The sequence below is a fragment of the Dactylosporangium sp. NPDC005572 genome, assembly GCF_040605515.1.
Taxonomy (GTDB): Bacteria; Actinomycetota; Actinomycetes; order Mycobacteriales; family Micromonosporaceae; genus Dactylosporangium.
In genome coordinates, this window is the sequence record NZ_JBEXCY010000062.1 from 42,201 (window position 1) to 56,487 (window position 14,287).

Annotated in this window: 12 protein-coding genes; 9 read left to right on the forward strand and 3 right to left on the reverse strand. The window is 68.3% G+C overall.

Going from position 1 to position 14,287, the window contains the following annotated elements; all coding sequences use genetic code 11:
* Window positions 1-2: 2 nt before the first annotated feature.
* A complete protein-coding gene (locus tag ABZS66_RS27335; protein ID WP_354762392.1) occupies window positions 3-512 on the forward strand; it encodes a nuclear transport factor 2 family protein in 510 nt (169 codons plus the stop codon).
* Window positions 509-2,098 carry an NAD(P)/FAD-dependent oxidoreductase gene (locus ABZS66_RS27340; RefSeq protein ID WP_354762394.1) on the forward strand — a complete coding sequence of 530 codons (1,590 nt, stop codon included), beginning with the start codon at window positions 509-511 and terminating at the stop codon, window positions 2,096-2,098. Before ABZS66_RS27335 ends, ABZS66_RS27340 begins: the two co-directional genes overlap by 4 nt.
* 43 nt (window positions 2,099-2,141) lie before the next feature.
* Here ABZS66_RS27340 and ABZS66_RS27345 read toward each other — a convergent pair whose 3' ends face one another.
* Window positions 2,142-2,945: an SDR family oxidoreductase gene (locus ABZS66_RS27345; protein WP_354762396.1), complete on the reverse strand. Its 804-nt coding sequence runs from the start codon at window positions 2,943-2,945 to the stop codon at window positions 2,142-2,144.
* Window positions 2,942-4,762, reverse strand: a complete 1,821-nt coding sequence (locus ABZS66_RS27350) for an NAD(P)/FAD-dependent oxidoreductase (RefSeq protein ID WP_354762398.1) — start codon at window positions 4,760-4,762, stop codon at window positions 2,942-2,944. Before ABZS66_RS27350 ends, ABZS66_RS27345 begins: the two co-directional genes overlap by 4 nt.
* A gap of 195 nt (window positions 4,763-4,957) precedes the next feature.
* Here ABZS66_RS27350 and ABZS66_RS27355 point away from each other — a divergent pair, with 195 nt between their 5' ends.
* The 5 genes from ABZS66_RS27355 (at window position 4,958) to ABZS66_RS27375 (ending at window position 10,514) form a co-directional block, all read left to right on the forward strand.
* On the forward strand, window positions 4,958-6,082 hold the full coding sequence (locus ABZS66_RS27355; RefSeq protein ID WP_354762400.1) for an LLM class flavin-dependent oxidoreductase: 1,125 nt from the start codon (window positions 4,958-4,960) through the stop codon (window positions 6,080-6,082).
* Between the two features lie 6 nt (window positions 6,083-6,088).
* Window positions 6,089-6,691 carry an NADPH-dependent FMN reductase gene (locus ABZS66_RS27360; RefSeq protein WP_354762402.1) on the forward strand — a complete coding sequence of 201 codons (603 nt, stop codon included), beginning with the start codon at window positions 6,089-6,091 and terminating at the stop codon, window positions 6,689-6,691.
* A gap of 11 nt (window positions 6,692-6,702) precedes the next feature.
* A complete protein-coding gene (locus ABZS66_RS27365; RefSeq protein WP_354762404.1) occupies window positions 6,703-8,685 on the forward strand; it encodes an alpha/beta hydrolase in 1,983 nt (660 codons plus the stop codon).
* A 33-nt stretch (window positions 8,686-8,718) separates the two neighbouring features.
* Window positions 8,719-9,423, forward strand: a complete 705-nt coding sequence (locus tag ABZS66_RS27370) for a helix-turn-helix domain-containing protein (RefSeq protein ID WP_354762406.1) — start codon at window positions 8,719-8,721, stop codon at window positions 9,421-9,423.
* A 149-nt stretch (window positions 9,424-9,572) separates the two neighbouring features.
* A complete protein-coding gene (locus tag ABZS66_RS27375; RefSeq protein ID WP_354762408.1) occupies window positions 9,573-10,514 on the forward strand; it encodes a 3-carboxyethylcatechol 2,3-dioxygenase in 942 nt (313 codons plus the stop codon).
* 230 nt (window positions 10,515-10,744) lie between these two features.
* Here ABZS66_RS27375 and ABZS66_RS27380 read toward each other — a convergent pair whose 3' ends face one another.
* Window positions 10,745-11,644 carry a LacI family DNA-binding transcriptional regulator gene (locus tag ABZS66_RS27380; protein WP_354762410.1) on the reverse strand — a complete coding sequence of 300 codons (900 nt, stop codon included), beginning with the start codon at window positions 11,642-11,644 and terminating at the stop codon, window positions 10,745-10,747.
* 112 nt (window positions 11,645-11,756) lie between these two features.
* Between ABZS66_RS27380 and ABZS66_RS27385 the strand changes: the two genes are divergently transcribed.
* Entirely contained in the window at window positions 11,757-12,770 is a 1,014-nt protein-coding gene (locus tag ABZS66_RS27385; RefSeq protein ID WP_354762412.1) for a zinc-binding dehydrogenase, read from the forward strand.
* Complete coding sequence (locus ABZS66_RS27390) at window positions 12,763-13,404, forward strand: isochorismatase family cysteine hydrolase (protein ID WP_354762414.1); 642 nt, start codon at window positions 12,763-12,765, stop codon at window positions 13,402-13,404. The genes ABZS66_RS27385 and ABZS66_RS27390 overlap by 8 nt, the downstream gene beginning before the upstream one ends.
* The last annotated feature ends 883 nt before the right edge of the window (window positions 13,405-14,287 follow it).

Below are 14,287 nucleotides of genomic sequence, written 5' to 3' on the forward strand. Positions count from 1 at the left end.
CCGTGAGGAGATATTCTGCCCTCGAAGCGCAGGTTCGCGCACTGACGGCCCGCGTCGCCGCGCTGGAGGACCGGCTCGAGATCGCCCGGCTGATGGCCGCGTACGGCCCGGCCGCTGACAGTGGCTCGGCTCGGGCGACCGCGGCGCTGTGGGCCGAGGACGGCCGCTACGACGCTGGCATCGTCACCCTCGAAGGCGCGCCCGCCATCGCCGAGATGATCGCCACCGATCCGCATCAGCGCTTCATCGCCACCGGCGCCGCGCACATCGTCAGCCCGCCGCACATCGAACTGCACGGCGACCGGGCCACCGCGACCTGCTACCAGCTGGTGCTCCTCCGAAACGCCGATACCGACGACTACCGCACCTGGCGGGTCAGCGCGAACCGCTGGGAATGGGCCCGAACCCCGACCGGTTGGAGGATCACCGCACGGTACAACCGGCTTCTGGACGGCAGCGACGCGGCCCGCGCACTGTTTCGCACCGCATTCGAAGAAGGGAACCAAGCATGACCGGTCAGCCCGACATCGTCATCGTCGGCGCGGGAATCGGCGGCATCTACGCGATCATCCGGCTGCGCCGCCTGGGCTTCTCCGTCGTCGGACTGGAATCGGCGGATGAGGTCGGGGGAGTGTGGTACCACAACAACTATCCGGGCTCCCGGGTCGACCTGGAGAGCGACACCTACTGCTACTTCTTCGACGAGGAGCTCTACCGGGACTGGTCCTGGAGCGAACGTTACGCGGCCCAGCCGGAGGTCCTCGACTATCTCAAACACGTCGCCGACCGCTTCGACGTCTACCGCAGCCTCCAGCTGGGCACCCGGGTCGTCAGCGCCCGGTGGCAGCCCGCCACACAGCGCTGGTTGGTCGAGACCGACCGCGGACCGGTCCTCGAACCACGGTTCCTGGTCATGGCGACGGGGCAGCTGTCTCGGCCTCGCGACCCGGATTTCGCCGGGCTGCACGATTTCCAGGGCGAGTGGTACCAGACCGCGCAGTGGCCGAAGCACGACGTGAACCTCAAGGGCAAACGCGTCGGCGTGATCGGCACCGGCTCCTCGGGCGTGCAGACCATCACCGCGGTCGCCGCCGAGGCCGGCCATCTCACAGTCTTCCAGCGCACCCCGAACTACTCCATCCCCGCTCAGAACCGGCCGCCGGACGGCTACCGGCGGCGCCGCCTGCTGTCCCGCTTCCCGCACCTGTGGGACGACATCCTGAGCACCGGAGCAGGCACGTTCATGCCGCCACCGGCCGGCAAGGCCGCCGACTTCCCGGTCGAAGAGCAGTATCAGCTGATGCAGCAGCGCTGGGACTTCGGCAGCCAGTCGATGCTCGGCGTCTTCACCGACCAGCTCACCGACTGGACCGCCAACGAGCTGGTCTCCGAATTCGTCCGGGATAAGGTGCGCGACGCCGTTCGTGATCCGCGGCTGCGCAGCGCGCTGGTGCCGGACTCATACCCGATGGGCACCAAGCGGTTGATCCTGGACACCGGCTACTACGAGGTGTTCGGGCAGGAAAACGTCGAGCTGGTCAATCTGCGGCAGGACCCGCTGCGACGGATCACGGCGGCGGGAGTCGAGACTCACGACCGGCATGTCGACCTGGACGTCATCATCTTCGCCATCGGGTTCGAGGCCTTCACCGGCGCACTCGACGACGCCGATCTGGCCAACGACGCGGGCATCGCGCCCACCTCGCTGTGGCAGCAGGGTCCGCAGACCTACCTCGGCCTGCAGACCCATGGCTTCCCGAACCTGTTCTTCCTTAGTGCCCCGGGCAGCACCTCGGTGCTGGCCAATCTGTACGCCGGCAATTCCTACCAGGTCGACTGGATCGGTGAGCTGCTGCTGCACATGCGGTCGAACAATCGCGTGCAGGTGCAGGCCACCCCGGAAGCACAGGAACGGTGGGGTGGCATCCAGGCGGCCGCCGCCGAGCACCTGATCCGCCGGCAGGTCAACAACTACATGGTCCGGGTCAACGACGACGGCTCCCGCGTCTATATTCCTTACGGCGGCGGGCTGAATAGCTACGTGGCGCATTGCGTGGCGGAGACGGCGTCCGGCTACCGCGGATTTGCCTTCGCATAAAAAAGCAGGGGGTGGCGCTCAGCGCCACCCCCTGGAGCCGGTGTCAGTGCTGCAATGCGGTGCTGACGTCGGCCGCCGTCCAGGCCGGCCGTTCCGCGACCAGGTTCCGGACGTTCTCATAGGTGCTGAGCGTTGTTCCGTCGAAGCGCAGCAGCTTGCCGTTGACGCGGGCGGTGGCGTCGGACAGCAGCGCGACGACGAGCGGAGCGATCGCATCCGGTGCCGGGAAGCTCGCCGGGTCGGCGTGGCTTCGATCCAGATGCTCGGCCGTCATTGTGGTCATCGCCCACGGCGAGACGGCGTTGACCCGGATGCCGTGCTCGGCTCCCTCGATGGCCCAGTTCAGCGTCATCGCGTTCACCGCGCCCTTGGTGGCACCGTACGCGCTCATGCCGCGGATGCCGTGCTGGGCACCGGACACGATTGTCACGATCGAGCCGCCGTGACCGGCCTCGACCATCGCCCGCATGGCGTGGCGGACACCGAACATGACGCCGATGACGTTGACCTCCACGATGGCCCGCAGCCGCAGCTCGGTCTCTTCCCACGGTGCGGCCATGTGCATGATGGCGGCATTTGCAACGAATCCGTCGATTCGCCCGTACGTCGACCGGCAGATGTCCACCACATGTTCCGCATCGGCCCAGTCGGCGACCGACCCACCGACCGTCGTCGCGGTGCCGCCCTCGGCGTTGATGGCCAGCACCGTGTCATCGGCGGCGCCGGCGTTGACGTCGTTGACGACGATCCGGGCGCCGGCCTTCGCACACGCCAGCGCGTAGGCCCGGCCGAGCCCCTGCCCGGCACCGGTGATGACGACGGCCTTGCCGTCCAGGTCGGCGCTCATGCGGCGGTGCCCGGCTGGTCCGGCTGGTCCGGCTGGTCCGGGTCCATCGGCTCGATGCCGACTTCGATGGCCTTGATGAGCAGCGCGGTGAACTTGGTGTAGAAGCGGGCCATGCGGATGAAGCCGGTGCCGAACCACAGTCCGGGCTGGGCCGAGCGGCGCCAGGTGTTGGCGTACTCGCCGTCGTCGGCCCGTCCGTAGGCCTTGTCGATGCGGTCGGCGATGTGGCCGAGCGTCGGCTTGATGTGGCCCCAGAACTGGTGGTAGCCAGTGGCGAAGATGATGAGGTCTACGCCGGTCAGCTGCGAGCCGTCAGTGAACGTCACCACGCTGTCGGCGACCTCGGCGACCTCGACACCTTGCTTGAGCCGGATCTTCCCGTCGGCCACCAGCCCGGACGCCCCGATGTCGATCTGGTACGCGTCCTTGCCGGACATGTGCGCGCCGAGGATGCCGGTGCCGTTGGGTCCCCAGTTGAGCTTGAACCCCACGTTGATGAGACTGTCCAGCAGTTCCTTGTCGTACTCGGCGGCCCGTTTCACCAGCTCCCGGTTGATCGGGTCGGTCCGTACGTTCGGCACGGCGTAGGCCATCTGGTCGGCGAAGTCCGCCGTGTAGGTCATGTCCTCGATGAACAGCGGGTTCCAGAACTTGTGGTTGGCGTCGAAGCTGACCACGTACGTGGAGCCGCGCTGTAGCAGGGTGACGTCGGCGCCGTGCTCGCACAGGTCGTGGGCCAGTTCGTGACCGCTGACGCCGGCCCCGATGACGAGGGCCCGCTTCCCGTCGTAGTGTGCGCCGTCCTGGAAACAGTCAGAATGCGACGAGACACCGGTGAAGGTGTCCATGCCCTTGATGTCGGGGATTTTCGGCCCGGCGAACAGGCCACCGGCGACGAAGAAGTGCCGGGGCCGCAGTTGCTGGATCGAGCCGTCGCCGCGCTGCACCCGGATCGTCCAGCGCTGTTCGTCCTCGGCGTACTGGCCGTCGAGGAACGTCGTGCTGGTCCACACGTTGAGATCCAGCAGGGTCGCGTAGGACTCCAGCCAGTCGGCCCACTTGTCCTTGGGCGTGTGCGCCGTCCAGGTCGCCGGCAGAGGAAGATAGGGCATGTGGTCGCCGTGCACGACGCTGTGCAGTGCCAATGAGGCGTAGCGGTTGCGCCACGTGTCGCCGACGCGTTGCTCCCGATCGATGACGAGTGTGGGCACGCCGAGGGCGCCGAGCCGGGCCGCCACGGCCAGGCCGTTGTGCCCGGCGCCGAGAACGAGCACCGTGGGGTCGGTGCCGGCGAAGGAGGACTCCTTCTCCCGATCGGCGTTCCAGCGGCTGCGCCCCGGCACGTAGCCGTAGACCTTGCCGTCCTTGCGCCGGTGGCGGACCAGCTCCGGATAGTCCTGCAGCTGCTCGACCTGGGTCTGGAAGAGGTAGGCGACGTAGCGGCCTTCGCGGGGCACCAGCATGATGTATCCGCGGTTGAGCCGGTCCTTGGTGGTGAAGTCGAAGAAGGCGTTGATGTCGCCGTTGCCGGTAGGCACCGGCGGCTGTTCCTGATTGACCGCGAAGTCGGCCGCCCTCCAGCGCTTGGCCAGTTCGAGCAGCTTCGGGATCAGCTCGTGGCGGCCGATCGCGTTGTGGAAGTCCCATGGGAACGCCATGAAGTCGCGCCAGGTGGCGTCGGCGTCGAACAGCGGCTCGAGGTCCATGGAGGAGTCGCGGTCGAGGGCGTCGGTGAATGCGTCGAGCCAATCGGCGAGGATCGTCGCGGCATCCTGGTCGGTGAGTTCGCGGCCACGAGACTGGACGGTGTCTGTCACGGCGGTTCTCCTAGAACGTTGTGCATATAACGCACAAGGCATGCCAGTATGCGCACGCTAGCGCGGCGTCTGAGGTACGTCAAGAACGATCGACGACCGCGGCGCCGAACCCTTGTGACCCGCTGAACTCTGGCCGTAACATGAATCCGTTCGCTATCAGCGCGAACGTGTGCACTATTAGCACGACACTCCTGTTTGCAGCCTCACCTGACGAGAGCTTTGAAGGACACCCCCATGCAGCTCGGAATGTTCATCATGCCGTCGCACCCGCCAGAGCGCGTCCTCTCCGAGGCCTATTCGTTCGACCTCGACGTCGTGGAATGGGCCGACCAGCTCGGTTACTCGGAGGTCTGGTTCGGCGAGCACTTCACCGCCCCCTGGGAGCCGGTCCCAGCACCGGACCTGCTCATCGCCGCGGCCATCAACCGCACCAAGCAAATCAAGCTCTGCCCGGGCGCACACCTGCTGCCGTTCCACCACCCGGCCGCGCTGGCCCACCGGCTCGCCCAGCTGGACCACATGTCCGGCGGCCGCATGCTCGTCGGCTTCGGCGCCGGTTCGGTCCCGACCGACTTCCCGCTCTTCGGCATCGACTCCAGCACCGGCGTCCAACGGCAGATGATGGCCGAGGCCCTGGAAATCGTCCTCAAAATCTGGACCGAAGATGGCCCATGGCGCTACGAAGGCGAATTCTGGACCGTCGAGCTCGCCGAAGAGGTCCTTGGCTTCAAGCCCTACCTCAAACCGCTGCAGCAGCCCCACCCGCCCCTGGCCGTCGCCGGGCTCAGCGAACGTAGCTCGAGCCTGCGCTTCGCCGGCACCCGCGGCTACATCCCACTCAGCCTCCTGTTCAACCCCACCTACCTGAAGGGCCACTGGGACGCCTACGAAGAGGGCGCCGCAGCAAGCGGGCACACCGTCACCCGCGACGCGTGGCGCATCGTCCGCGACGTTTTCGTCGCCGATACCGACGACGAGGCCCTCGATATCGCCCGCAACGGCAACCAGGCCCGCCAGTGGGTCGAAGGCAACCTCCCGCTGAACCGCGCGGCCGGCTGGACCAAGTTCCTCAAGCACGACCCGGCCGTCGCCGACGAGGACATCGACGTCGAATACCTCGCCCGCCACCTGTGGCTGGTCGGCTCACCCGACACCGTCGCTCAGAAACTGCTCGACGTGTACGACGCGGTGGGCGGCTTTGGCACCCTGCTGGTCGAGGAATACGACTTCGTCGACCAGCCGCACCTGTGGCGCCGGTCCATGGAGCTGCTGGCCACGGAGGTCATCCCGCGCTTCGACAAGCTCCTGGCCAAGCGGTAGAACCCGATGAGGACCGTCCGGATCCTCGGCATCGGCGGCACGCACCGGCCCGAATCGGCGAGCGAGCTCAGCGTGCGCCACGCGCTGACCGCCGCCCAAGCGGCCGGCGCGACCGTCCGCCTGCTGCCAGCCCGCACACTGGACCTGCCGTTCTACGGTGAGCCCGCCACCGGCGCGGAACCGGCCTTCATAGACGCGGTGCGGTGGGCCGACGGCCTCATCATCGGCTCGCCCGGCTATCACGGCACCGTGTCCGGCCTGCTCAAGAACGCCCTGGACCATCTGGAAGCGCTCCGCGACGAGCCCCGGACGTACCTCGACTCGATGGCGGTCGGTCTGATCGCCTGCGCCTACGGCGATCAGGCCGCCGCCTCCACCCTCGCCACGCTGCGCACCATCGTGCACGCCCTGCGCGGCTGGCCGACGCCGCTCGGCGTCACCATCAACTCGGCGCTCTGCCGCTTCGGCGCCGACGGCGAACCGAACGATCCCGCCGTCGGCGAGCGCCTGACGCTCCTCGGCCGGCAGACCGTCGAATTCTGCCGCCGCCACCGCCGGGCCGGCTCCGGACCGGCGCGAACCGAAGCGCTCATCGACACCGCTTGGTGAAAGGGAGAAACGTGACCCAAACGACCGAGCTGCGGGGTCCGCTCGACGCCGACGCCGCCCGCTTCCTCGAGCGCTTCGCCGCCGCCCTCACCTTCCCGCTGGCCGACAATGCCGACCTGGCCGCCACCGACGCGTACCTGGCGGGCGAGCGATCGAGGCTCACTATGACCCCGGGCGCCACGCTGCTCGGCCCGGACGCCCTCGCCGTAACCACCGAGGACCATGTGATCGCCGAGGGCGTAAGGGTCCGCAGCTACCGACCGGCCGGCGCCGCGGACCAGCCGCGACCGGTCGCCCTCTACCTCCACGGCGGCGGCTGGGTCTCCGGCAGCATCGAGCTGCATGACAGCACCTGCCGGATCCTGGCGGCCGACGGCGGCCTTGTCGTGTTCAGCGTTGGCTACCGGCTCGCCCCCGAGTATCCGTATCCGGCGCCACTGGACGACTGTGATCGGGCGCTGCAGTGGGTGCGCTGTGTGGCCGGCGAGCGTTTCGGCGCCGACCCGCGCCGGCTGGCCGTCGTCGGGACCAGTTCCGGCGGCAACCTCGCCGCCGCGCTCGCCTTGCGGGCCCGGGACCGGGCCGAGTCCGAGATTGCCGCCCAGGTCCTCATCTACCCGGCCCTGGACGCCGGCATGACCGGCGCCTCCTACCAGCCGGAGGTCAACGGCCGCGACTACTTCATCTCCGCACCGCACATGCGCTGGTACTGGCAGCAGTATGGCGACGCGCCCACCGACCCGTACTTCTCACCCCTGGCCGCCACCGACCTGACCGGACTGCCGCCGACGGTGCTCGTCAGCGCCGAGTTCGATCTGCTCCGCGACGACGCGATCGAGTACGAGCGGCGTCTGCTCGCCGTCGGCGTGCCTGTCCGGCGCCGGCACTATCAGCAGATCCACGGCTTCCTGACCCTTATGGATGACATCGGTGCCGCCCAAGGCGAGGTGGCGTCGCTGGCGCGGCTGACCGGCTCAATCCTCGCCGACCTCGGCATTTCCGGTGAGGTGGCGGCGGCCCGGCCGGCGATCGACGTGACGCGGCAGATCGAGCCAGGGACGCGGGCGCGGCTGGACCGGCTGGCCCGCTGGGACACCACCTCCGTCGAGTCCATCCGGTGGACCTATCGCGTCGTGCACCCGGCCCCCGTACCGCCGCATCCGCGGGTGCGGCGCAGCGACGAGACGATCCCGGGAACGGACGGGCGATCGGACGTCAAGGTGCGCTGGTACCGCCCGGTCGGGGCGGAGGGTTTGCGTCCCGGGTTGGTCTACTTCCACGGCGGCGCATACATCATGGGCACGCTGGAGGAGAACGACGACCGGCTCGACCTCATGGCCGACGAACTGGGCTGTGCGATCGTCTCGGTCGGCTGGCGGGTCGCCCCGGAGCACCCGTATCCCGACGGACTGGACGACGCCGAGACGGTGTGGCGCCACGTCGCCGGTGATCCGGCGGCGCTCGGCCTGGACGGTGACCGGCTCGTCATCGGTGGCTCCAGTGCAGGCGCCGGCCTGGCCACCGCCGCGTGCCTGCGGCTTAAGGACGAACCGATCCCGCAGCCGGCGCTGCAACTGCTGATCTACCCGATGCTCGACGACCGCGAGGTCACCCCGTCGATCCGGGCACTCGCCGGCGGACCGGGACATTGGGGACTGTGGCATTTGCGGGCCCAGCGGCTGGCCTGGCAGGCCTACCATCGGGCCATCACCGACGGTGACGTTCCGCCCACAGCCGCCCCGGCCCGCGCGTCCGCCGAGGACCTGCGCGGCGTGCCACCGGCGTTCATCGGCATCGGCGATGTCGATGCCTACGTCGATGAGAACGTCCGGTACGCTGCCACACTGGCCGAGGCCGGAGTGTCGGTCGAGCTGCACGTCTATCCCGGAGTGATCCACGGCGGCTTCGTCGCCCGCCCGGCGACGCCGCGGACCGAGCAGTTCCTCCGCGACGCCTACGCGGCGCTTGCCAGCGTGTTCAATCCGGTCCTATAGGCGCCCGCGGAGCGCCGGTACTATGCTGGCGGTGTGCAGGAATGGAACGCGAGTGCGCAAACTAAGGTACGTGACGGGAACCAAACCCTCGCGCGTGGCCTGCATGTGCTGCTCGCTATCGCCGACTCCAAGGAGGGCATGAGCGTCCAGCAGGTCAGCGAACTGCTCGGGGTGCATCGATCGATCGCCTACCGGGTGCTGCAGACGCTCGTCGATTTCGACCTCGCCGTGCGAAGCAGCGACGGCACCTACATCCCAGGCGCCCGGCTCGCCACGCTCGCCGATGCCTACCTGCCGGCCCTGCGCGACGCCACCGGTCCGGTGATGCGCTCACTCGCCGATCGCCTCCAGTCCACGATCTCGCTCTTCGTCGAGCAGGGCAACGAGGCCGTTGCCATCACCATGGTCGAGCCGACCACCGCGTCGCATCACCTCGCCTTCCGCCCGGGCATGCGCACCCCACTGACCCGGGGCGCCGCCGGCTACGCGATCCTCGCCTCCGGCCCGCCGTCGCCCGGCGAACCTGAACAGGTCACGGTGGCGCGGGAACGGGGTTACGCGCGCAGCCACGCGGAGATCGAGGCCGGGCAGTACGCCGTGGCGGCCTGGATTCCGATGAGCGGTACCGGCACCCGGGCTTGCCTGAACCTGATCACCTACCGCCAGGACATCGCCGATTCCGCCGGGCCGGACATGCGCCGGGCCGCGGACAAGGTCGGCAAGCAACTGCGCCGGTAATCGCTCGCGTCCACTGTGGACAAGTCCGTGGGTCCTTGACCCACGGGCTTTTTTGTGTCGCGGGCCGTTGACTGGGCGTGGCGCCGTTACTACGCTCGCACACAGATAATGCACTGAGATGTGCAAATAACGAGACGCAGGGAGTTGTCATGTCAGTCGCGTTGTGTGCGACCTCCCATTCGCCACTGATCGGACTGCACGACCCGGAACCCAGCGTGCGCGCGGAGGTCGACGGCGTGCTGAGCGCCGCCCGGGCGTTCGTCACGGAATTCGACCCCGAACTCGTCGTCGTCTTCGCCCCCGACCACTACAACGGCTTCCTCTACGAGCTGATGCCCTCGTTCTGCATCGGCGCCGCGGCCACCTCGGTCGGCGACTACGGCCTGACCACCGGCCCCCTCAACGTCGACCAGGACGCGGCCCAGACGATCGCCGAAACGGTCCTAGCCGCCGGTGTCGACGTTGCGCTCTCCCTGGACATGCAGGTTGACCACGGTTTCGTACAGCCCCTGACGTTCCTGTTCGACTCCCTCACCCAAGTGCCGATCGTGCCCATCTTCATCAACTGCGTCGCCGAACCCCTCGGCCCCGCCACCCGCGCCCGGCATCTCGGCACCGCCGTCGGCACGGCCGCCGCCGCCCTCAACCGGCGCGTGCTGATCGTGGGCTCGGGCGGACTGTCCCACGATCCGCCAGTGCCCCGGCTGGCGGAGGCCACCCCCGAGGTGGCGCTGCGGCTCACCCACGGCCGCAACCCCACTCGCGAACAGCGCGCCGTCCGCGAGTCCGGAACGGTCGCCGCCGCAGGCGAGTTCGCCCGCGGTAGCGCCGCCTACCGTCCCTTGAATCCGGCCTGGGATAATCTGGTGCTGCGGAGCCTCGCCAGTGCCGACTTCGCCACACTCGACGAACAAAGCAACAGCTGGTTCGTCGAAGAGGGCGGCCACTCGGCCCACGAGGTCCGCACCTGGATCGCCGCCTACGCGGCACTGGCCGCCCAGGGACCGTACGAGGTCATCTCCAGCTACTACCGTGCGATCCCGGAATGGTTCGCCGGCTTCGCCACCACCTGCGCGGTGCCGCGCCAATAACGCCAACAACGCCACGTAGTTTGTCGGGTGCTGCCGGCCGGAGTCGCACCAGCGCAGATACGCGCTCCTGCCAGTGCAGCGCTCTCGCTCCCAGCGCTCTCGCTCCACGCGACCACCCCTGTTGTCCACGGCCGCAAATGCGGTGGATCGTCTCGGTGGGGGACTGGTGGGGCACCTGTGTGGAGCCGGGGATCGAAAGGTTTGGGTGCTCGGGACCAGTGAGTCCAGCCTCAGGCTGAGGCTCGTTGGATCACCCGTGCCGGTGTTGGCTGGGTATCGTCGGCGGGGAGTCCGAGTGTGTTCCGGGCGGCGCGCCGGCCGAAGGCTCGAGCGTCGATGTGTACGGTGGTGAGTGCCGGCCGCCAGAGCGCGCCGTGCCGGGTGTCGTCGAAGCCGATCACCGCGAGGTCCTTCGGAGCGGTCAGGCCGAGGTCCGTCATCGCGGCGAGTATGGCAATTGCCAGGTCGTCGGTGAGGGCGGCGACCGCGGTAATCCGGTGGTCTTGGGTGACCGCCCGTAGGCGCCGCGCGGTGGTATCGGTCTCGCCGACCCGTACCGACCGGGGTCGGGGCATGCCGAGCTCGCGTGCAGCCGCGCGGACGTGCCCGGCCAGTAGCGCCACGACCGGGTCTGGCCGGTTGGGCTCCGCGACGGCGACCGCGAGGTGGCCGCGGGAGCGCAGGAAGGAGACCTGCGTCATGGCATGGGCGGCGAGACCGTCGATCCAGCCGCCGTCGGCAACGTCTCGATCCGGTCGGGAATAGAGCGCGGGCAGATCGATGACGGCCCGGGGCGAGACGGCCTCGAGTAGGGTGCCGGTGGACTCGAGAGATCGGTCGCCGTAGGAGACGAGCAGCCCGTGCCCGGCCGCGGCGAGTTCCTCGTCGAGGCCGTCGATGAAGCTTTCCAGGGCGTGGCCGCGAGGCAGCCCGCCGACCTGAAGCACGACGATTCGGGACGCGCCCTCGCGCAGCGCACGGGCGATCGAGTGGGGCACGTAACCAAGTTCGGCGACGGCGAGGCGTACCCGGTCGCGAGTGGCCTCGGAAATGGTCTGGTTGGCCGTCCCGTTCAGCACGAAGCTGACGGTCGCCCGGGACACCCCGCTGGCCCGGGCGACGTCGCTCATCGTCGTGCGCCTCGTGCCCGCCATCGACGGCACCTCCTCACACATTCTCGCATGTGTAGACTAACGCACAGCGCCACTAACACGATTTAGTAGATGGGTGCCGGGAATGTTGATGAAGTCTGTGGTGGTTTCCGGGCCGGGCCGCACGGCGGTGGTGGACGTGGACCAGCCCGAGGTCGGGCCGGGCGACGTGCTGGTGAAGATGCGCGCCTGCGGCATCTGCGGCTCGGATGGGCTCTACATCGCAGTTGGCGGCATTCCGCCGCGGCAGGGCGCCACGCCGCTGGGCCACGAACCAGCCGGCGAGGTCGTCGAAGTTGGCGCGGCGGTCGGGGGCTTGGAGGTGGGCGACCACGTCGTCCTCAATCCCATGGCTGCCAGCGACGGCATCATCGGCAGCGGCGGCGCGCAGGGCGGCCTCTCGGAGTACGTCGTGGTCAAGGAGGCGAAGGTCGGCCGCCACTTGCTCACCATCCCGAAAGACGTTCCGTTTGCCGTCGCCGCGCTGAACGAACCGATGGCGGTCGCCCGACATGCCGTCAACCGCACCCAGCCCAAGCCCGGCGACAAGGTCGCGGTCTTCGGTGCGGGCCCCATCGGCCTGGGCGCGGCGATCGGCTACAAGCTCTGCGGCGCCCACGTCGTGGTCGTCGATGTCGTCCCCAACCGCCTGGAGAAGGCGCGCAAGATCGGCGCGGACGCGGTCATCAATTCCGCCGAGGAGGACGTCGTCAAGCGGCTGATTGAGCTACACGGCGAGGCGCCGCCGAGCTTCGCGCACGGAGATCGATCGGGCACCGACATTTACCTCGACGCTGCCGGGGTGCCCGCCGTGATCCAGACCGTGACGGCCACGGCCCGACAGGGTGCCACGCTCGGCATCGTGGCTGTGCACAAGAAGCCGGTCGAGTTGGACCTCGGCTCGATCCTCACCACCGAGCTGACCATCGTGCTCTCCATGGGCTACCCGACCGAGATCTTCGAGGTCACCAGCGACATTGTCGACAACTGGGAGAAGTACGCGCTCATCGTCAGCGACACCGTTCCGTTCGGCGAGGCCCAGCGCGCCCTCAGCCTTGCCTCCACACCCGGCGCGTCGGAGAAGGTTGTTGTCACCTTTGACTGACCGGACATCGCATCTGCACAACAACAAGGCGACCTGGATCTCGATCCAACGACCTGGCCGGGAGGGAACAGCAGTGCCGAAGAGCGCTCTACTCGTGATGGATGTCCAGCGGGCCGTTGTGGACCGCTACCCGGACCCCTACTATCTCTCGCGCCTTCAGGGGGCGACGCATGCCGCCCGGGCGGCCGGCCTAGCGGTCATCTACGTGGTGGTCGGGTTTCGCCCGAACTACCCCGAGGTCAGCGTCCGCAACAAGATGTTCGGCGGACTCACCCGCGGTGGCCAGATGCCCGGCCGTGACGATGCCATGCAGATCCATCCCGATGTGGCACCGCGACCTGACGATATCGTCGTCACCAAGCGCCGAGTCAGCGCCTTTGCCGGCAGCGATCTGGAGATGGTCCTGCGTGCGAGTGAGATTGACTGCCTGGTCCTGGCGGGTATCGCCACGAGCGGTGTCGTGCTGTCCACTCTTCGCCAGGCGGCCGATCTGGACTTTGGCCTCACCGTTCTGGCGGACGGTTGCCTTGATGGCGATGCCGAGGTGCACCGCGTGCTGACCGAGAAGGTTTTTCCTAATCAGGCGGACGTGATGACGGTGGCCGACTGGATGGCTGCCCTTGACACCCGGTGAGTCCGACGACCCCACGCGTCGAGCCGCACCCGTGGCCGGTGTGGGGTCGGCGAGGAGGCCGGAGACCATCGGACTGAGCTGAGTCGCCATAGGCGCTGGCTGAGGGGTCCATCGCAGCGTTGGCCGCGGTCTCGGCTCCGAGCACGCCCTCTCCGACGACGACGGTCGCCTGACAGTCGGAAGGCCCGAGCGCAGGACGAAGGAATCCTCGAGCGATACGAAGGACGTGGACCCGTTCAGTTCGGTGCCTGGGGGAACGGTCGGGGATGGCCCCGGTGGCCATCACAGATTCTCCGGTGGTCGCAACCGAATTCGCTCTGGCCCCCAGCGGCCCGCCAGGACCAGTTTCGACCGCGGTGACCGGTCGTACGGGAGGCACGATGCCGCACCCAGCACGGTGAGGCTGCCTGCATAGCTGGCGCTTCGCAGGCGCTCTGCCGTGGACAGGCCGGCAGCGAGGCATCGACGATCAGAATTTGGGCGGCACGCTCATTGTGTTGCTCTCCCAGGAGATCGTCGATTTGCTTGTGCGGCGCGGGTGATCGAGGCCGATCGGTGGCCGTGGCCGAACGTCCCGCCATCGGTCAACCGGCTCCGACGCGAACTCCTGACCGATCTGGCTGCATGACGGCGTGAGCCGGCATCCTCCGCCATAATGACGATGCGGCTGCCGTCGAGACCGCACTTGTTGCCGTGCTGGGCGATCCATGCGGCGGCGGCGTAGTTCTCCTCGAGCGCTACTGGGCAGCCAGTTTTCGCGGGTGGCTGTAGTTCACAAAAGACGCCCGCCACGGCACCCCAGCCCGGACCCGCCACCGAATCCCGTCAACAACGTCTCTACTGGCCCATCTCCGCGGACGCCCACGACCGGACCCCGCAGGCA

Excerpts from the sequence above, each read along its gene's own strand:
- ABZS66_RS27385 (WP_354762412.1), top strand. The coding sequence starts at position 11,757 with ATGAAGTCTGTGGTGGTTTCCGGGCCGGGCCGCACGGCGGTGGTGGAC.
- ABZS66_RS27345 (WP_354762396.1), bottom strand. The coding sequence starts at position 2,945 with ATGAGCGCCGACCTGGACGGCAAGGCCGTCGTCATCACCGGTGCCGGG.
- ABZS66_RS27360 (WP_354762402.1), top strand. The coding sequence starts at position 6,089 with ATGAGGACCGTCCGGATCCTCGGCATCGGCGGCACGCACCGGCCCGAA.
- ABZS66_RS27375 (WP_354762408.1), top strand. The coding sequence starts at position 9,573 with ATGTCAGTCGCGTTGTGTGCGACCTCCCATTCGCCACTGATCGGACTG.
- ABZS66_RS27380 (WP_354762410.1), bottom strand. The coding sequence starts at position 11,644 with ATGAGCGACGTCGCCCGGGCCAGCGGGGTGTCCCGGGCGACCGTCAGC.
- ABZS66_RS27340 (WP_354762394.1), top strand. The coding sequence starts at position 509 with ATGACCGGTCAGCCCGACATCGTCATCGTCGGCGCGGGAATCGGCGGC.